This is a genomic window from Actinomyces sp. 565, from assembly GCF_010365615.1.
Taxonomy (GTDB): domain Bacteria; phylum Actinomycetota; class Actinomycetes; order Actinomycetales; family Actinomycetaceae; genus Actinomyces.
In genome coordinates this window covers 12,627-30,326 of record NZ_PIZD01000004.1, presented here as the reverse complement: position 1 = coordinate 30,326, position 17,700 = coordinate 12,627, and the positions used below count along the sequence as shown (strand labels likewise).

At 69.3% G+C, this 17,700-nt stretch carries 14 protein-coding genes and 1 tRNA gene; 4 read left to right on the top strand and 11 right to left on the bottom strand.

Annotated features, from left to right (window positions below; genetic code table 11):
* Nucleotides 1-28: 28 nt before the first annotated feature.
* From GZ997_RS12360 to GZ997_RS00990, 3 genes are all read right to left on the bottom strand, one after another.
* A complete protein-coding gene (locus GZ997_RS12360; protein ID WP_203233856.1) occupies nt 29-442 on the bottom strand; it encodes a DUF1156 domain-containing protein in 414 nt (137 codons plus the stop codon).
* Nucleotides 443-496: 54 nt separating this feature from the next.
* Nucleotides 497-4,120 carry a helicase-related protein gene (locus GZ997_RS00995; protein ID WP_162678503.1) on the bottom strand — a complete coding sequence of 1,208 codons (3,624 nt, stop codon included), beginning with the start codon at nt 4,118-4,120 and terminating at the stop codon, nt 497-499.
* Between the two features lie 62 nt (nt 4,121-4,182).
* Nucleotides 4,183-4,833, bottom strand: a complete 651-nt coding sequence (locus GZ997_RS00990) for a TetR/AcrR family transcriptional regulator (protein WP_343212235.1) — start codon at nt 4,831-4,833, stop codon at nt 4,183-4,185.
* A 108-nt stretch (nt 4,834-4,941) separates the two neighbouring features.
* Between GZ997_RS00990 and GZ997_RS00985 the strand changes: the two genes are divergently transcribed.
* Genes GZ997_RS00985 through GZ997_RS00975 form a run of 3 tightly spaced genes read left to right on the top strand, consistent with a single transcriptional unit; the run spans nt 4,942 to nt 6,391 of the window.
* Nucleotides 4,942-5,448 carry an HXXEE domain-containing protein gene (locus GZ997_RS00985; protein ID WP_161924008.1) on the top strand — a complete coding sequence of 169 codons (507 nt, stop codon included), beginning with the start codon at nt 4,942-4,944 and terminating at the stop codon, nt 5,446-5,448.
* Entirely contained in the window at nt 5,445-5,660 is a 216-nt protein-coding gene (locus GZ997_RS00980; protein ID WP_161924007.1) for a hypothetical protein, read from the top strand. The genes GZ997_RS00985 and GZ997_RS00980 overlap by 4 nt, the downstream gene beginning before the upstream one ends.
* The gene (locus tag GZ997_RS00975) at nt 5,657-6,391 is read left to right on the top strand and encodes an SDR family NAD(P)-dependent oxidoreductase (RefSeq protein WP_162678502.1); all 735 of its coding nucleotides are present in this window, start codon (nt 5,657-5,659) and stop codon (nt 6,389-6,391) included. The genes GZ997_RS00980 and GZ997_RS00975 overlap by 4 nt, the downstream gene beginning before the upstream one ends.
* Here GZ997_RS00975 and GZ997_RS00970 read toward each other — a convergent pair.
* From GZ997_RS00970 to pgi, 7 genes are all read right to left on the bottom strand, one after another.
* The gene (locus GZ997_RS00970; protein WP_238994157.1) at nt 6,388-7,119 is read right to left on the bottom strand and encodes an alpha/beta hydrolase; all 732 of its coding nucleotides are present in this window, start codon (nt 7,117-7,119) and stop codon (nt 6,388-6,390) included. The two genes, GZ997_RS00975 and GZ997_RS00970, sit on opposite strands and share 4 nt — an antisense overlap.
* An 83-nt stretch (nt 7,120-7,202) precedes the next feature.
* On the bottom strand, nt 7,203-7,856 hold the full coding sequence (locus GZ997_RS00965) for a DUF998 domain-containing protein (protein ID WP_162678500.1): 654 nt from the start codon (nt 7,854-7,856) through the stop codon (nt 7,203-7,205).
* Nucleotides 7,853-11,032 carry a bifunctional lysylphosphatidylglycerol synthetase/lysine--tRNA ligase LysX gene (gene lysX / locus GZ997_RS00960; RefSeq protein ID WP_162678499.1) on the bottom strand — a complete coding sequence of 1,060 codons (3,180 nt, stop codon included), beginning with the start codon at nt 11,030-11,032 and terminating at the stop codon, nt 7,853-7,855. Before lysX ends, GZ997_RS00965 begins: the two co-directional genes overlap by 4 nt.
* Nucleotides 11,033-11,219: 187 nt before the next feature.
* A complete protein-coding gene (locus tag GZ997_RS00955) occupies nt 11,220-11,393 on the bottom strand; it encodes a hypothetical protein (protein WP_162678498.1) in 174 nt (57 codons plus the stop codon).
* Between the two features lie 193 nt (nt 11,394-11,586).
* Nucleotides 11,587-11,663: transfer RNA gene (locus GZ997_RS00950), tRNA-Pro, on the bottom strand.
* Nucleotides 11,664-11,825: 162 nt separating this feature from the next.
* The gene (gene moeB / locus GZ997_RS00945) at nt 11,826-13,028 is read right to left on the bottom strand and encodes a molybdopterin-synthase adenylyltransferase MoeB (RefSeq protein WP_162678497.1); all 1,203 of its coding nucleotides are present in this window, start codon (nt 13,026-13,028) and stop codon (nt 11,826-11,828) included.
* 27 nt (nt 13,029-13,055) lie between these two features.
* A complete protein-coding gene (gene pgi / locus GZ997_RS00940) occupies nt 13,056-14,720 on the bottom strand; it encodes a glucose-6-phosphate isomerase (protein ID WP_162678496.1) in 1,665 nt (554 codons plus the stop codon).
* Nucleotides 14,721-14,754: 34 nt separating this feature from the next.
* Between pgi and GZ997_RS00935 the strand changes: the two genes are divergently transcribed.
* Nucleotides 14,755-15,351 (top strand): DNA-3-methyladenine glycosylase I, encoded by a 597-nt coding sequence (locus GZ997_RS00935; protein ID WP_162678495.1) that lies wholly within the window; start codon nt 14,755-14,757, stop codon nt 15,349-15,351.
* Between the two features lie 173 nt (nt 15,352-15,524).
* Here GZ997_RS00935 and der read toward each other — a convergent pair whose 3' ends face one another.
* Nucleotides 15,525-17,684, bottom strand: coding sequence for a bifunctional cytidylate kinase/GTPase Der (der, locus tag GZ997_RS00930; RefSeq protein ID WP_162678494.1), 2,160 nt, complete (start codon nt 17,682-17,684; stop codon nt 15,525-15,527).
* Between the last annotated feature and the right edge of the window lie 16 nt (nt 17,685-17,700).

The window sequence follows — 17,700 nt, the reverse complement described above, 5'->3', positions numbered from 1 at the left end:
GAGCGGATTAAGATCGCTCGCATGCGCTTCAAGGCCGAGACGCTGAGCCTCTAAAGGAATAGACCCCCCCCGCGAATGGGTCGACCACGGCGGGAAGCTCACCATTGTTGCTCTTGCGAATCTCGGCCCGGGCCTGGCGCAGCAGCGTCTCATCGTTGCTGTTCTCCCACACCACCAGTCGGCGCATAAGCTCGTGCAGGCGGGTGCGCTCGGCGTCCTGCTCGGCTAGGGTGGGGAACTGCTCCGGGTGGGAGGCGGGATCGTCCACCAGCTGGGCGAAGAGTACTGCACGCGCCGTGGCCAGCGGCTTGCGTGACCAGTACAGGTGCAGGGTGGAGGGATGCCCGTGGCGGATCGACTTCTCACGCACCGAGGCCTCGTTTATGGCCTCCAGGGGCAGGGAGGTCTCGATGAGCTTCTTGGCGGGCTGAGGAACGGTCACTTCATGGCTTTCTTGCTAGATATCGTGGAATGGCGGGAACGAGGTGCACGCGCTTCAGCGGGGCGGACCTCCCCGGCTCCAGTGATCGTTCCAGCCCTCATTATAGGAATGGGTGGTGGCCGAGGGCTCCAGGTGGGAGAAGGCGCCCAAGACGTAACGTACCCGATCGTATGCCGGCCCCCGCGGATCTACCGCCACCAAAGCCAGGCGGTGACGATCTGCCTGCGTGCGGGCGAAGGCGACCTCGTTCACGGTGATGGTGAAGGTGTCGGCCCCCGCTACGCGCCCCTTGACCTCCAGGTAGTACACGGCGCCGGTGGGATCGGTGGTGCGGATGTCATAGCCGGGGTTGTTGTGCGGCATCTCCTCCGGTGTGCGTCCCAGAGCCCGCTCGGCGGCCAGCACGGCGTCCACGGCCCGACGCTCAACCTCCTGGGTGTGGCGCGCGAAGCGGGCCTGCGCCTCCGCAACCGCTTCCGCATGAGCCAGCAGGCCGGTCAGCACCCGGCTCGGAACCACCAGCGCCATACCTCGTATAACCGCCGGGGCGGGCACCAGCTGAGTGGCGTCGTCGAGTTCGCGCATGCGGCGCTCCAGGCGCGCCTCCAGGCTCTCGACACGCTCCAAGGCGGTCTGCGCCCGCAACCGTCCGAAATTGCCCTGACGTTCCTGGGCCTCCAACTGGTTGTACTGGTTGTCCCAGTAGTTGATCTCGACCAGGAGGCGCTGACGCACCTGGGCGCGGGTACGGTCGGTCTCCGCGCCTATCCGGGCCTTGATCTCCTCCAGGCGTGGCAAAAGGCCCTCCCGGTACGCCCAGGCGCGCACATCCCGCTCATGCGAGTGGCGCAGCCAGTCGGCGTCAAGCAGGTGGGCAATGGCCTCATGCTCCTCGGGGCGGGGCCGGTCGTAATCGAGGTAGGCGGGGGTTGGTGTAACCGTGAAGGTGCCGTCCTCCCCGAGTGCGGGGTAGTCGAAGTGGTGCGAGACGGTACGCCCGTCTACGCCGGTAATGCGCTGCTCCACCGTGTGCAGCAGCGCCGAGGCGTCTGCCTGCTTATCGCGCCGGTCGATGAATACCGTACCGCGTCGCAGACACGGCCCCAGGTCGGCGATGGTCGCCTCGATCACGGCGCTGAGCAGTGGATGCCCGGGAGCGAGCAGTGCAGCCGGAGGCAGGCCCTCGGGGTGCAGGCGCTCTAGCTCAAAAGTGACACGCTCATAGGCGCCCGGAAGCGGCACCAGCCGGTTGGCGCGACGGGCAAGACCCAGCAGGCGCGGCGGTACGCGGCCGATCTCGTACCGGCCGGACTCCCGGCGGCTCATGCGCCCGCCCAAGCGCTGGAAGGCGGGAATGAAGAATGCGGCGATGTAGCCGGGCTGGAGGCGGCGCTCACGCGCCCGCTCCATACGGCGGCGCACAGCCTCCAGGTCCAGGGCGGAGAACATATCCGGGTGCAGAGCGCGCTCCTGCAGTACCTCATCGAGCCCGGCGGATACACCGGTATCGATCACCCGGTCCAGTTCCGCCTTGACCTCCGGCCGGTCCCCATAGCGGATGGCCTCGATGAGCAACTCGCGCAGGGACCGCTCCTCGAAGGCGCCGGAGTCGCCTAGCACATTGAACAGGTTGCCGTTGTAGGCACGCGACATCTGGCCGATCTTCTCCAGCAGCCGGGTGAATACCTCGCCCTCGCGGGTGCCGAAGGCCACCATGTTCCACAGGTGGCAGACCTCCCGCTGACCGATGCGGTGGATCCGACCGAAGCGCTGCTCGATCCGGTTCGGGTTCCATGGCAGGTCGTAGTTGACCATGAGATGCGCGCGCTGCAGGTTGAGGCCCTCCCCCGCCGCATCGGTGGCCAGCAGCACCACGGCGTCGGGATTGTGCGTGAACTCCTCGCGGGCGGCCTTGCGGTCCTCCCGGCTGGTGCCGCCGTGGATGGTGACGACGGCGTCGGCCCGTCCGAGTTGAGCGGCGATCCGGCGCTCAAGGTAGCCGAGGGTGTCCCGGTGCTCGGTGAAGATGATCAGCTTGCGTGGCGGTCCAGCGCGGTTGGCGAGCAGCTGCTCGTCGAGAATGGTGCGCAGCTGCGCCCACTTGCGATCCTCGTCGGACTCGCGCACTCGCCTGGCCACCGCGATGAGGTCCTCCAGGATGGTGATCTCGGCGCGCAGCTCGCTGACCGTTTGGGCCGCCGTCGCCAGGTCTGCGACCTCGTCCACCTGCGCCTCGAAGCGGGCGCGCTCAAGCCAGGGAACCTCCTCGTCGAGTTCATCGAAGGACTCCAGATCGAAACCGACCGGCAAATCGAGGTCGAACGGTAGTTCCCGGTCTGCGGCCTCCCAGGCGGGCGGCGCGCCGTCGCCAGTAGCAGCGGAGAACCGCCCGCGCTGCACCTCCAACAGGCGGCGCTCCAGGCGGTCGCGGCGCCGCTCAAGGGAACGCACAATCGCCTCGGGGCTGGAGGCCAGGCGCCGCTGCAGTACCGTGAGCGCGAAGCCGACGTTGTTTCCTCGCCGCCCCTGGCCGGCCTGTATCAGCCGCTCGGCCCGTCCCATCTCGGTGCGTACGTATTCGGTCACCTGCTCGTACAGGTCCTGCTCGGCGGGGCTGAGCCGGTAGGTGACGGTGTATGCGTGCCGCTCCGGGAACAGTGGCCTGCCGTCGAAGGTGAGCAGGTCCTCCTTGACCATGCGGCGCATGAGTCCGTGGGTGTCGGTGCGGTGCACGCCGCTGCGGAACTGCCCCTCGAAGCGGTCACGGTCCAGCAGCGACATGAACAGCTGGAAGTCCTCCTCCTTGCCGGCGTGCGGGGTGGCCGTCATCAGCAGCAGGTTGTGCGCCCTTTCCGAGAGCACCCGTCCCAGGCGAAAGCGACGGGTCTCGGTCACGTCGCCCGACCAGTTGGAGTAGTGGGCGCTCATGCGGTGGGCCTCGTCTACCACCGCAACGTCCCAGCCCACCTCACCGATCTGCTCCATGAGGTCGTCGTCACGGGAGATCTGGTCCATGCGCACGATCAGGTAGGGGTGCTCGGCGAAGACGTTGCGCCCCTGGGCGTCATCACACATCTGGCGAGTGAAGACCTTGAATTGAAGATCGAATTTGCTGGAGAGTTCGTCGTGCCACTGCTCCACCAGTCCCCCGGGTGCGACGACGATCGCCCTCTCGCAGTCGGAACGCAGGATAAGTTCCTTCAGGTACAGGCCCGCCATGATGGTCTTGCCCGCTCCGGGATCATCGGCGAGCAGGAAGCGCAGGGGCACACGCGGCAGCATCTCCTCGTACACGGCCCGAATCTGGTGGGGCAGCGGGTCCACGTCGGAACCGTTGACGGCCGCCATCGGGTCATACAGGGCGGCGTACTTAATGCGCAGCGCCTCCGCGGCCAGGCGGAACTCATCCGGATCGGCATCGAAGGGCGGGGTGGTATCCGCATCACCAACTAGCTCGAATACGGCCACGTCGGCCTCGGTGACCATGCGGGCACCGCTACTACCCGCGTCGTCATGGTAGAACAGCTCGGACATCCCGGTGTCGATCGGGTCCACGGCCACCAGCCTCACCGTACGGCCGGGCAACAGCCCGCGCAGCCGCTGGCCGGGGCGCAAGTCAGCCAGGGTGACCGTCGGCCTGGTCGGCTCCTGCGCTGCATTCTTGACTGTCCGCTCCACGGCAGGTCCTTTCGTGTTCGACGGTGGCGGGCCAGCATACGTCCCGCCTCCGACACGTAGGCTCAAGCCGCATCGGGCCTGGGCAGCTCCCGCCCGGCGACCAGCTCCGCCACGCGGAAAACCTCCTCCAGGTCCGGGACTTCGCCGAGGTAGGTCAGCCGGTAGAGGAAGGTGCCGACCAGCATGTCCACGCTGGTAACCGGGTCCGGTCCGTTCCACAGCCCGGCATCCGCGGCGCGGGCGACGGCGTCGATCGCCCCGTCTCGCAGGGGTGCGATCACGCGCTCCCGGTAGGCGGCCGCTGCCCGGGGATGCCCGGCGAGTTCCACACCCAGGCCGGGCAGCGCCGTCGTCAGGGGCGGGCGCATGAGTAGTCGCCAGGTGTGGACGATGAGGCGCGAGAAGTCCTCCAGCGGGTCGTCCCCCGCCGGGAACTCGCGGGGTCCCAGGGCGGCATCGACGGCGTCGACGGCCAACTCGGGCAGGGATCGCCAGCGCCGGTAGATCGTGGATTTGGGGACACCGGCGCGTGTGGCCACCTGGTCGATGCGCAGGCCGTGCAGGCCCACCTCGGCCAACAGGGTGAAGGTCTCTTGCAGGATGCGTTCGTCCAGCGCGGTGTCACGTGGCCGTCCGCCGCGGCCCGCGTCTGTACGCCGGGCGGTGCCGGCCCGCAGGCCCGTCTCATCCGTGCCGTCTGGTCTGTCCGCCACGGCCTCCTCCTCATCCTGTCGCCGGATCACACGTGATTCTTCCATCGGGCATCCAATTCCGCTACCGTAGGTTGCGCAACTGTCAGTTGCGCAATGTTGGAAGGACTCATGGACAAGGTGAACCTGGCGACCTCAGCACTGTTCTTCTCCTGGCTCGCCCATGACCTGGAGGAGTACGCGACCATGCCCGGCCGCGCCCATCCCTTCATGCGCTCGCTGCCGTTCCTGCCCGAGGAGGTGCGCCTGCGCGGACTCTCCCGCGACCAGGTGCAGGTGGCACTGAGCCTGATGGGGGCACTGATGGCGGCCGCCTCCGTGGACGGCTTCCGCACCCGGGGACGTTCGGCCTTCTATCAGGCAATGCTCTACGGCTACGGCATGCACGCCTTCATGCACCTGGGCTCGGCGGCGCTCGCACGCGGTTACACACCGGGGTGCGCAACGGCGCTGCCCGTGGTGCTGCCGTTCTGGCGCTTCGCCAAGGCCGCGCTGCGGGCCGACGGCGTGGAGCCGAAGGCCGCCCGGTGGACGCTCCCCGCGTTCCCCGTCGTGGGCGTCGTGCTGCACGGCGCGGGCTATCTGGCCGCCCGGCGCTGGCGGAGGCTGGCGGCATGAGGCGGCCGAGCGCGGTGGACGCGGCCACGTTGGGACTGGCCGTCTGCTATCTGCTTAACGACGGCGAGGAACTGGCAACCTACCGCGCCTCCTCCGCCTGGCTGCTGCGACGGGCACCGCGCTGGGTCCCGCTTGCGGAGCAGGTGCGGCGCGACGGTAACGTTACCGTGAAGCCCCGAGTCGACCGAGGAGAACGGAGACAATCACAGTGACACGTGTACTGGTTACCGGAACGAGCACCGGACTGGGGCTGGGAGCCCTGAGCGACCTGCGCAAGCACGGGGCGCAGGTGGTGGCGCATGTACGCCGTTCCGAGCAGCTCGACGCCGTCGGCCGCGCCCTGGGAGAACAGGTTCCCGGCGTCGTCGGGGACCTGGCTGACCGGGCGCAGGTGCGGGAGGTGGCCGAGCAGGTGGCCGCCCTGGGTGGTGTGGACGCCGTCATCCACAACGCCGGCACCATGGACGAGCGCCTGGTGCTATCCGTAAATGTGGTGGCCCCGTATCTGATGACGGCGCTTGTGCCCGCGCGGCGGCACGTGTACCTCTCCTCCAGCATGCACCGCGGAGCGCGGCTCAATACCACACGACTTGCGGGCATGGACTGGACGGGTACGCGGCCGACGGCGTCGTACTCGGACTCCAAGCTGCTGGTGACGGCGCTGGCGGCCGCAGTGGGCCGCCTCCACCCGGGCACGTGGGCGAACGCCGTCGACCCGGGCTGGGTGCCCACCCGCATGGGTGGCGCTGGCGCCCCGGACGACCTGGACGCCGGGCACCACACCCAGGCCTGGCTCGCGCTGGGCGAGGACCCACGCACCCACACCAGCGCCTACTGGCACCACCTGCGCACCCAGCAGCCCGACCGGCGCGTGAATGACATCGAGTTCCAGGACCGGCTGCTGGCCGCACTAAACCAGGCCACCGGCACGCGCCTGGACTAGGACAGGCGCTCGATCTCCTCCACGATTACACGCGGCTCATCCAGCATCATCAGGTGTCGGGAGCCGGGCACGCGTCGTATGCGCGAAGCGCGGAATGCCGTGAGCAGGCTCGTCACCGCCGCCGCGCCGTTGAATGGCGGCGCCTCCAGGACGACTGCCGGCACCGGCGCGGGTATCGCCTGCCGTCTGCGCAGCGCCAGCAGTTGCGCCGCCTGCCCACGGAACGCCAGCCATTCCGCCGCCGCAGCCGCCAGTGCCCGCTCACTGCCCCACAGGGGTCGCCATCCGGCCGAGTCAATCGCCTCCGGCCTGGTCGTCTGCGACCTCATGCCCGCCCGCAGCATCCGTCCGGCGGCCACGCGCACCGCCGCGAGACGCAGGCAGCGTGTCGCAATCCGGTCCAGTGCGCCGGCCGCGGCCGACGCGCGGGCATGCGGCGGCGTCGCCGACGGGTCCACCAGCATTACCCCGGTCACCCGCCCGGGTCGTAGCCGGGCGATCGCCTCCGCCTGGAAGGCGGCCATGGAGTGCGCCACTACCACCACCTGCCCCGGCTCCGCGTCCAGCAGCTCCACCAAGAACCTGGCCTCCCCGGCCAGTGACGGCGGCCCCGCGTGCCGGGTGCCGTGGTGTCCGGGACGGTCCACGGTGATCACCCGACGACCGGGCAAACAGGCGACCACCTCGTCCCACCCGGCGGCGGACAGCCCACAACCGTTCAGGAGCATCACCCCCGGCCCGCGTCCGTCCCGCACCCGGACCGTATGACCGCTCGGAAAGCGCCCCGCGGTGATCCGCCCCGGGTCAGTCATTACTCACCTGCCGATTGTTCTTCCAGTTCGTCCTCGAGCCGCCACGCCAGCAGCGCCATCCAAGCCGAGCACGCCAGCACCTGGACGGCCTGTACGGGGCCCTGAGTTCCGGGGGCGAGCCTGGGCGCCACCGCGGTGAACAGCAGCAGCGCGGCGATCACGACGCCGAAGGCCACCACCGCCCAGAACCGCGCCGTGCGGCCGTTGCGCTCGGCCATGCCCAGCGCAACCAGGGCGATCAGGGTGACCAGCGTGACCGATACGAGTACGGATGCGGCCTCGTGCAGGTGCCTGGCCAGGCTGGGTGTGGCTGCGCACACCGCGTCCCGGCTCTCCGCGCACGGCAGGTTGAACAGGCTGTCCAGCACCGTCCCGGCCGCAACCAGCCCCAGGGCCACCGACGCGTGCTGGGCGCGAACGCCGAGCCATCGGCTCCAGCCGCGCCGTCCGAGCACGGCGATGACGGCGAATACGGTTGCGGCCGTCAGGTCCCCCAGGCGGAAGAACCACTGGTAGGGCTGGTCCTGCGCGGCCAGCTCGGACAGATAACCGAACAGTGCGCGCGGGTCGCCGTTCAGCCGCCACGCCAGCCAACTGTTGTAAGTGACGACGGCGAGCAGCGCGAGGACAACCCGTGCCCGGCGGGCGGTCATTGCTCCGGCCTCACCAGCGGGAAGGCGATCGTCTCGCGGATGGACGCGCCGGTGAGCATCATGACCAGCCGGTCCAGGCCCACGCCCAACCCACCCGAAGGCGGCATGCCCTGCTCCAGCGCCGCCAAGAACGCCTCGTCCAGCTCCATGGCCTCGGGGTCGCCTCCGGCCGCCGCCAGGGACTGGGCGGTCAGGCGTTGACGCTGAATCACGGGATCGACCAGCTCGGAGTAGGCGGTCCCCACCTCGGCACCGAACACAATCAGGTCCCACCGCTCGGCCAGCCGGGCATCCTGGCGGTGGGGCCGGGTCAGTGGCGAGGTCTCCGCCGGGAAGTCGGTGAAGAAGGTCGGGGCGACGGTAGTGGACTCCGCCAGGTGCTCGTACAGCTCCTGCATCAGGGTTCCCCACCCCCAACGCGGGTCGTAGGGCATGGCGATCCTGTCAGCGGCGGCGCGCAGCGCCTCCATGGGGGTCTCCGGCCCCACCTCCTCCCCCAGCCCCTCGCTGACGGCTTCGCACACGCTGACCGTCCGCCACGGGGCCGCCAGGTCGATCTCCTGCTCGGTGCCGCCGACCCGGCCGCGAATCACGGTGGTCCCGAGAGCGCCCTGGGCGGCGGAGATGATGAGGTCGCGTGCCACGTCCTTCATGACCTCGTAGTCGGCGTGGGCCTGGTAGGCCTCCAGCATGGTGAACTCGGGGTTGTGCGTGGCATCGGCGCCCTCGTTGCGGAAGTTGCGGCCGATCTCGAAGACTCGCTCCATGCCGCCGACCATGAGGCGCTTGAGGTACAGCTCCGGGGCGATGCGCAAGTACAGGTCCAGGTCGTAGGCGTTGATGTGCGTCTTGAACGGGCGCGCGTTCGCGCCGCCGTGCACGGGCTGGAGTATGGGCGTCTCCACCTCCAGGTAGTCACGTCCCAGCAGTTCCCGGCGGACCGCCTGGATGGCGTGGGAGCGTGCCGCGACCATCCTGCGCTCCCCGGGGTCGACGATCAGCGCCAGGTGACGCTGACGCACGCGGGTCTCGGGGTCGCGGATGCCCCGCCGCTTGTCCGGCAGGGGCCGCAGCGCCTTGGAGGTCATGCTCCAGGTGGACACCAGCAGGCTGCGCGTACCGGTGCGCGAAGTGCCCACCGTGCCGGAGGCGACCACCTGGTCGCCCGCTCGCACCAGCCGTCGGAAGCGTGTCATATCGTCGACGCCGGTTGTGGAGCGTTCCAGAAGAATCTGCAGGTCGCCGCTGCGGTCACGCAGATCCGCGAAGAGCACCCCGCCGTGGTCGCGTACCGACATGACTCTGCCGGCCACGGAGCACGCCCCCGAGGCATCGGCGCATGACGCCGTGACGTTGACCGACGGCGGGTAGGGCTCCATGCCGGCGGCGACCATGGCCTCCCGTGAGGCCAGGCGAGAGGCGAACTGCTTGGCTGGCCGCCTGGAGGGCGCCGTCCTGGATGCTCCCATGCTGATGGCGCTCAGACGCGCCGAGTCCTCGTCGTCGCGGCGGGGCTGGTTTATGTCGGTCGTGGGTGACAGCCATCCGGGCGGTGACACGAACCCCTCCGCGACTCCCATGGCAAAGGCCACACGAGCCAGGTCCCCGCCGTCGGGGTAACAGATCATCCGTGGAGACCAGACGGGGTTGTACTTCGCATTGGAGCGGTAGAGGGACTCCAGCTGCCACCAGCGGGAGGCCAACAGCATCAGGCGTCTCCACAGGCGACGCACGGGTCCGGCGCCGATCCTCTCCCCCTCAACGAACGCCGAGCGGAAGACTGCGAAGTTGAGCGATGCCCGGGTGAGGCCGAGTTCTACGCCGTCGGACATCAGGGCGGACACCATCAGCTCGGTCACGCCGTTATCGGCGCCCGGGTGTCGTCTCATCACGTCGAGGCTCAAGCCGTCCGCCCCCCAGGGGGCGAAGGACAGCAGGGCGGCGATCTCCCCGCGCTCGTCACCGGGTGGGTAGAGCGCCTCCACCATCACGCACTCGCCGTCGGAGGGGTCGCCCAGGCGGCCCAGTGCCATCGAGAATCCCCGTTCCGCCTCTCCGCCTAGCCATTCATGGGCAAGACCCGTCAGGGCGCTGAGTTCATCGGTCGGGATCTCGCGGTGTCGGCGGATCCGCACCGTGTACCCCCGCTCCTTGAGTCGGCGAACCGGCCGACGCACCTCGGGCATGTCGTCGATCCGCGTGCGTGAGAAGTCCAGTACAGCCTCGTCACCAATGTGCAGCGCCCGCAGCCCGGCATCGGCGTAGGCCCGGGCGCCCGCCTCGGAAACCCCGATGACGGCGGGGGTCCAGCCGAATTCCGCGGCGCGGCGGACGAATGCCCGCGCCGCAGCCGACCAGGTGGACGGTTCTCCCAAGGGGTCACCTGAGGCCAGCGCTACACCATTGGCGACTCGGTACACGACGGCGGCGTCATCAGTCAGCAGCGCGGACTTGTCCCGGCGGGTGGCGAAGTATCCTAGAGAGTCCGCGGGATACTCAGCCAGCAGGGTACGTACACGGCTCTCCTCCTTCACGGACATCTGCGCGATCTCCTGCTGGGAGCGCAGCAGCATCCCGAAGGCAACGAGGAAGGTGATCGCCCAGCCGAAGCCGAGCAGACTGGCCAGCCACTGGGGACTGCCCCCTACAAGCAGCTCTCCGAACTGCCGTGCGCCCACGCCGGAGACTGCGAATTTCACGAGGGCCGCGGCAAGCGTGACAGAACCGGCAGAGGCCACAAAGACCGTCAGAGCGCGGCGGCTGTTACCCGGCTGCGACCGCACCGTGTAATGCCTGCGGTATGCGGTTAATAGCCCCAGGAAGACCAGCAGCGTGGCGGTGTTCACCGTCAGGTAGGGGCGCACGTCCGCCAGCTCTTCGTCTTGGAACGCCACCGCCAGAATGAGTACGTACAGCAGGGTCACCAGTGCCGTTACCAGGGTAAGCGCGGTCCACGCCGCTCGCTTGCGCTTAGTCATGCCTGCTGCGAGCAGGAGGAGGACGATTCCGCTTAGCCAGTCGATTGACGGCAGCGGCACGATCCACAAGAAGATGAACTCCAGGACCTGACCGATACCGGGCGTGGAATTCAGTACGGTGTCAGTCAGCGCGAGTACCGCGATTAGGTACAGGACCCTAGGCAGAATGTGAGGGAAAAGGGGTTTGTGTGCCTGCATCGTCGGTGCGCGCTCCTTCCTGTCCGTGTCGGTGCTCCACGACACGAGGAAAGATTGTCAGTACCGCTCGCGGGACCTGAATCATGCGGAGGCATGATACGGCTCCGTAAGCACTCACCCTGGAAGACGATGTACCTCCTACCCTCGGGCTGCGTCTACGCGGCCGAAACCGAGGTACCGCAGATGGTCAGCTATTCGACTGCCGCTCGCGTGCCCTACGCTCGATCAGGTCACGCAGTTGTGCCCGCCCCATTCCGGTGGCAGTGACCAGCATCCGTGCCAGCTCGGCATCATCGGGCTCGGCCGGCGTATGCGCCTGCTCGGACTCGGGGCCTGACGCCCCGGTGCAGTCTGCGGTCAAGATCGAACCTCCTGATCAGCCATTGCCGGCCTGATGATCCATAAGGCAGTGATGAGCATGCTTGCCTGGCGCTAGCCGATGTGATCGACGGCTATTATCGCGCAGTCTCGCCCGACGAGGGGCCGCAGTGATCGCAATTTCTACCCATTCTGGAGCCGTGCCCGACCGAGGGGCATGCCACCCCTAATAGCTCTGGTCGGGCTGGCGGGATTTGAACCCACGACCCCTTGACCCCCAGTCAAGTGCGCTACCAAGCTGCGCCACAGCCCGTGCCCGCGCGGCTCACGCCGCTCGGAACAAGGAAGACGATAGCCCATCTGTGTCCCGACGTCGAAATCCGCGGGCGGTGACACCGCTCACCGTTCCCGGATGGCCTTGGCAGCACTGACCGGCCTCGGCGGTTATATCTACCGATCTCGGCGGGTTGGCGGGTCAGGCGGAGGCGTTCCAGGCCTTGATGCCGCCCTCAAGGTTGGTCATGGGGCCGTCGTATCCGGCGTCCTCCAGAGCCGCAATGGCGCGGGCGGAGCGCACGCCCCCGGCGCAGTAGACGATCAGCTCCCGGCTCGGATCCAACTCCCCGCGGCGCTCGACCACCTGGGCGAGCGGAATGTGCGCCGCCCCGTCGATCGTCTCAAGCTCAACCTCGTGCGGCTCGCGCACGTCCAGCAGCGTGTACTCCTGCCCGGGCAACTCACCCGCGGCGATGCGCTCGCGCAGCTCAGTGGCGGTGATCGTGTTCATGGTGCTCTCCTGTACTTCAGTGTCCTGCTCCTGCCGCGACCGGGAGCCGCACAGGGCCTCATAATCCACCAGGCGGGTGATTGTTGGCTGGGAACCGCACACGGGGCAGTCGGGGTTCTTGCCGATCGGCAGCTCCGTCCCGCGTCCCTCCCAGGCGTTGACCAGCAGCATGCGGCCGATCAGCGGTTGCGCTCCTCCGACCACCAGTTTGAGTGCCTCGGCAGCCTGCATGGCGCCAACAATTCCGGGTAGCACGCCCAGTACCCCGGCCTCGGCGCAGGACGGTACCGCGCCCGGGTCGGGCGGGCTCGGGTGCACGCAGCGGTAGCAGGGGCCGCGTTCGGCGTCGAAGACGGTGACCTGGCCGTCGAAGCGCAGCACCGCCCCGTGCACGAGGGGGATGCCCAGCAGCACGCAGGCGTCCCCCAGCAGGTAGCGGGTGGGAAAGTTGTCGGTGCCGTCGATCACCACGTCCCAGCCGCGCAGCAGCTCCATGGCGTTGGCGCTGGTCAGGGCCTCCCGGCGGGTGACGATCTCCACGTCCGGGTTCAGGGCGGCCACGGCCTCCCGCGCGGAGTCGACCTTGGGGCGGCCCGCGGCGGCGGTGGTGTGCAGCACCTGGCGCTGCAGGTTGGAGACGGCGACGTCGTCGTCGTCAATGATGCCGAGCGTGCCCACGCCGGCGGCGGCCAGGTACAGGACGGCGGGCGAGCCCAGGGCACCCGCGCCCACCACCAGGATGCGGGCGGCGCGGATGCGCTGCTGCCCGCGCCCGCCAACCTCCGGCACAAGCGCGTTGCGCGAGTAGCGCACGCGCTCGGCGGCGGTGAGTGGGCGCAGGCGGGCGTCGTCGATCAGCGAGGGGAACCCGTCCCCCGCCCCCGGCGTCATGGCTCTACCAGAACCGCTGCGCGGTGGTCAGTGGCGCAGACCGCGGTAGCGGTCGATGAGCTGCCGGGTGGAGGCGTCCTGGGAGGCGTAGGCGGCCTCGTCGCCCCGCACGGCGGGGGCAATCTCCAGGGCGAGCTTCTTGCCGAGCTCCACGCCCCACTGGTCGAAGGAGTCGATGCCCCACACAATGCCCTCGGTGAAGGTGATGTGCTCGTACAGGGCGATCAGCTGCCCGACCACGGCGGGGGTGAGGGCCGGGGCGAGGATCGACGTCGTCGGCCGGTTGCCGGTGAACACGCGGGCCGGCACGATGGCCTCCGGGGTGCCCTCGGCGCGCACCTCCTCGGCGGTCTTGCCGAAGGCTAGGGCGGCGGTCTGGGCCAGGAAGTTGGACAGCAGCAGCTCGTGCACGTCCGCGTCGCCGTCCTTGACCGGGTGGGCCGGGTTGGCCACGGTGATGAAGTCGGCGGGGATCAGCCGGGTGCCCTGGTGGAGCAGCTGGAAGAAGGCGTGCTGGCCGTTGGTGCCCGGCTCACCCCAGAAGATCTCCCCGGTATCGGCCACCACGGGGCTGCCGTCCCAGCGCACGGACTTGCCGTTGGACTCCATGGTCAGCTGCTGCAGGTAGGCCGGGAAGCGGTGCAGGTACTGGGCGTAGGGCAGCACGGCGTGGGAGGCGGCCTGGAAGAAGTTCACGTACCAGACGTTGAGCAGGCCCATGAGCATGGGCACGTTCTCCGCCGGGGCCTTGGTGGCGAAGTGCTCGTCTACGGCGTGGAAGCCGGACAGGAAATCCGCGAAGTTCTCCGGACCAACGGTCACGGCCAGCACGGTGCCGACGGCGGAGTCCACCGAGTAGCGCCCGCCCACCCAGTTCCAGAAGCCGAAGGCGTTGGCCGGGTCGATGCCGAAGGCCTCCACCTTGTCCAAGGCGGTGGATACGGCCACGAAGTGCTTGGCGACGGCGCCGTCGGTGCTGATGCCGCGCGCGGCCAGCGCCTCCAGCAGCCAGGTGCGGGCCATGCGGGCGTTGGTGAGCGTCTCCAGGGTGGTGAAGGTCTTGGAGGCGATGATGAACAGGGTGGTCTCCGGGTCCAGGTCGGAGACCTTCTCGGCGCAGTCGTTGGGGTCGATGTTGGAGATGAAGCGGGCCTCCAGCCCCTTTTGCACGTAGGGGCGCAGGGCCTCGTAGACCATGACCGGGCCCAGGTCGCTGCCGCCGATGCCGATGTTGACGACCGTCTCGATGCGCTTGCCGGTCACGCCGGTCCACTCCCCCGAGCGCACGCGGCGGGCGAAGGCGTAGATCTTCTCCAGGGTGGCGTGCACGTCGGCGACTACGTCCTGACCGTCCACGGTGAGGGTGTCGGTGGCGGGGCGGCGCAGGGCGGTGTGCAGGACGGCGCGGTCCTCGGTGACGTTGATGTGCTCGCCGGCGAACATGGCGTCGCGGCGGCCGGGAACGTCCACGGCCTCGGCCAGCTCCACCAGGGCGTCGCGGACCTCGTCGGTCAGGAAGTTCTTGGACAGGTCGACGAACAGGTCGCCCATCTCGTATGAGTAGCGTTCGGCGCGCTGCGGGTCCTGGGCGAACCAGGCGCGCAGGTCGGGCTCCATGGACTGGTGCAGCTCAGTGAGCCGCTTCCAGGCGGACGTGGTGGTGGGGTCAACCGGTGTGCGTGTTGTCGACATGTCGCCAGTCTAGGCCGTCCGCTACCGTTACCGCATGGGAGACCTGGTGATCGGCGAGGACGGTCTGGCGCGGCCCGTGTGGGCGGCCGCCGACCCGCTGCTGCGCGACTACTACGACACCGAGTGGGGCATGCCCGTGCGCGACGAGCGCGGCGTGTTCGAGCGGCTCAGCCTGGAGGCCTTCCAGTCGGGCCTGTCCTGGCGCACCATCCTGGTCAAGCGGCCCGCCTTCCGGGAGGCCTTCGCCGACTTCCACCCTGAGGCCGTGGCCGGCTTCGGGAACGAGGATGTGGCCCGGCTGCTGGCCGACGCCCGGATCGTGCGCAACCGGGCCAAGATTCTGGCCACCATCAATAACGCCCGTGCCACCGTGGCCCTGCGGGACGCCGACGTCGACGGCCTGGCGGGCCTGGTCTGGTCCTTCCGGCCGGCGGTCACACCCGCCCCGCGCACGCTGGCGGAGGCTCCCACGCGCTCGCCGGAGTCGGAGGCACTGGCCCGCCGGCTCAAGCACCTGGGCTTCCGGTTCGTCGGCCCGACGACGGCATTCGCGCTGATGGAGGCCATCGGCATCGTGGACACCCACCTGGTGGGCTCCTGGCGGCGCGGCTCGTCCGGGGTGTGGGGCTAGCGAGCGGAGGTCACGTGCTCGCTGTCAAAATCGATGACAAACGAAGTACGCGGCGCTCAAGGCGCTTCAAAAAACGTTGGAACCATGCGGGTGCCGAGTAGCGTAGAAGAGCGCTTCCCCGGCGTTTGTCATCGATTTTGACACCGCCGGTCCGTTGGCATGCCGAGCCGCCCTCAGCGCCGCTGACGGCGCTCGCGCACGCGCACGCCGATCTGGATCGGGGTGCCGGCGAAGCCGAACTCCTCGCGCAGCCGGTTCTCGATGAAGCGCCGGTAGCCGGCGTCCAGGAATCCGGTGGTGAAGATGACGATGCGCGGCGGGGCGGTCTGCACCTGGGTGGCGAACAGGATGCGTGGCTGCTTCCCGCCCCGCACCGGGTGCGGCGTGGCCGCCTGCAGCTCCCCCAGGAAGGCGTTGAGCCGCCCCGTGGGCACGCGCGTGCTCCATCCTGCCAGGGCCGTGTCCAGGGCGCGCGCCAAGCGGTTGGTGTGCCAGCCGGTGCGGGCGGAGAGGTTGATGCGTGGCGCCCAGCCCACATGCGCGAGCTCGTGCTCCGCCTCCCACTCCAGCTGCTTGCGGCGGTCCTCATCCACCAGGTCCCACTTGTTGTTGACGATCACCAGGGCACGCCCAGCGTCAACCACCTGCTGGATCACGCGGATGTCCTGCTCGGTGACGGCCTCGGACGCATCCAGTAGCACCACGCCCACCTCGGCCTTCTCCACCGCCCCCTGGGTACGCAGCACCGCGTAGTAGTCGGCGCCGCGTGCCTGCCGGATGCGGCGGCGGATACCGGCGGTGTCCACCAGCACCCACTGGCGGCCGTCGAACTCCACCACCTCGTCTACCGGGTCGCGGGTGGTGCCGGCCAGCTCGTTAACGACCACCCGCTCATTTCCGGCGAGCTGGTTCAGCAGGGAGGACTTGCCGACGTTGGGCCGCCCCACCAGGGCGATGCGGTGCAGGTCATCGCTGCGCTCCGGCCCGGCCACCGCGGAGACCTCAGGCAGGACGGCGACGACGGCGTCCAGCAGCTCGCCGCTGCCGCGCCCGTGCAGGGCGGAAACGGCGTAGGGCTCGCCCAGTCCCAGGGCCCACAGGGAGGCGGCATCGCCCTCCTGCACGGGCGAGTCGACCTTGTTGGCCGCCAGCACCACTGGCTTGCCGGAGCGGCGCAGCATCTTCACGATCCGGTCGTCGGCCTCGGTGACGCCCACGCGGGCGTCCACCACCAGCAGCACCGCGTCGGCCAGGTCCACGGCCGCCTCGGCCTGTGCGGCGACGGCGGCGTCCAGCCCGGCCACGTCGATCTCCCAGCCGCCGGTGTCAACGATGGTGAAGCGCTTGCCCGCCCACTCCGCCGGGTAGGAGACGCGGTCTCGGGTCACCCCGGGCACGTCCTGCACTACGGCCGCCCTGCGGCCCAGGACCCGGTTGACGAGAGTGGACTTGCCGACGTTCGGCCGGCCGACGACGGCAAGGACGGGCAGGCCCGCCTCCAGGCCGGCTTCGGCAGCGGGTATCTCCTCCCCCGCGAGCAGGGCACGGTCCTCCTCGTCGAGCTCGTAGTCGTCCAGTCCGGTACGCAGTGCGTCAGCACGTGCGTCCTCCAGCCGCTCACGCTCGGCGCTCTCGGCGCGCGACCGCTCGACCAGCGCGGTGACGCGGGTGATGGTCTCCTCCAGCGTCAGGTTCGAGGTATCCACCGCGGTGACGCCCTCGGGGGCGGTGAGGAACTGGGAGACGGTGGCGTCGTCGCGGTCGCGGCGCACCACCTGGTCGCGCAGGGCGGCGGCATCCACGGCCTTTCCGGCGGCGTCCAGGTCGGCGGCGCGGCGGGCCAGCCGGGCCTGCTCGCTGGCGGTCAGCAGCAGGCGCACGTCGGCGTCGGGGGCGACGACGGTGGTGATGTCTCGCCCCTCGGCGATGATGCCTGCGCCGCGGGAGAAGGAGCCGGCCAGAGCACCGGCCTCGGCGCGGATGATTTCACGCTGGAGCCGCGCCATCTCGGCGCGCACATCCAGGTTGGTGGCGACCTTGGAGACCACTGTGGACACGTGCGGGTCGCGGATGGCCTCGGCGATGTCCACCCCGTCGCAGGTGACACCGGGCGCCTCGGGATCAAGACCCATCACCAGCGGCATGGCCTGCACGGCGTGGGTGACGGCCTCGGCGTCGTCCAGGTCGATGCCGGTGCGCTCGCACCACCAGGCGGCTGCCCGGTACATGGCGCCGGTGTCCAGGTAGGCCAGCCCCAGCGCGGCCGCAACCCGCTTGGACACCGTGGACTTGCCGGACCCGGACGGCCCGTCGATGGCGACGACGATTCCCATGTGTTCCTCCAACGTT

What these genes read in the sequence shown, in the direction of transcription:
- GZ997_RS00985 (WP_161924008.1), top strand. Translation starts at nt 4,942, where the DNA reads ATGGACAAGGTGAACCTGGCGACCTCAGCACTGTTCTTCTCCTGGCTC.
- GZ997_RS00980 (WP_161924007.1), top strand. Translation starts at nt 5,445, where the DNA reads ATGAGGCGGCCGAGCGCGGTGGACGCGGCCACGTTGGGACTGGCCGTC.
- GZ997_RS00970 (WP_238994157.1), bottom strand. Translation starts at nt 7,119, where the DNA reads ATGCTCCTGAACGGTTGTGGGCTGTCCGCCGCCGGGTGGGACGAGGTG.
- GZ997_RS00965 (WP_162678500.1), bottom strand. Translation starts at nt 7,856, where the DNA reads ATGACCGCCCGCCGGGCACGGGTTGTCCTCGCGCTGCTCGCCGTCGTC.
- lysX (WP_162678499.1), bottom strand. Translation starts at nt 11,032, where the DNA reads ATGCAGGCACACAAACCCCTTTTCCCTCACATTCTGCCTAGGGTCCTG.
- moeB (WP_162678497.1), bottom strand. Translation starts at nt 13,028, where the DNA reads ATGACGCCGGGGGCGGGGGACGGGTTCCCCTCGCTGATCGACGACGCC.
- pgi (WP_162678496.1), bottom strand. Translation starts at nt 14,720, where the DNA reads ATGTCGACAACACGCACACCGGTTGACCCCACCACCACGTCCGCCTGG.
- GZ997_RS00935 (WP_162678495.1), top strand. Translation starts at nt 14,755, where the DNA reads ATGGGAGACCTGGTGATCGGCGAGGACGGTCTGGCGCGGCCCGTGTGG.
- der (WP_162678494.1), bottom strand. Translation starts at nt 17,684, where the DNA reads ATGGGAATCGTCGTCGCCATCGACGGGCCGTCCGGGTCCGGCAAGTCC.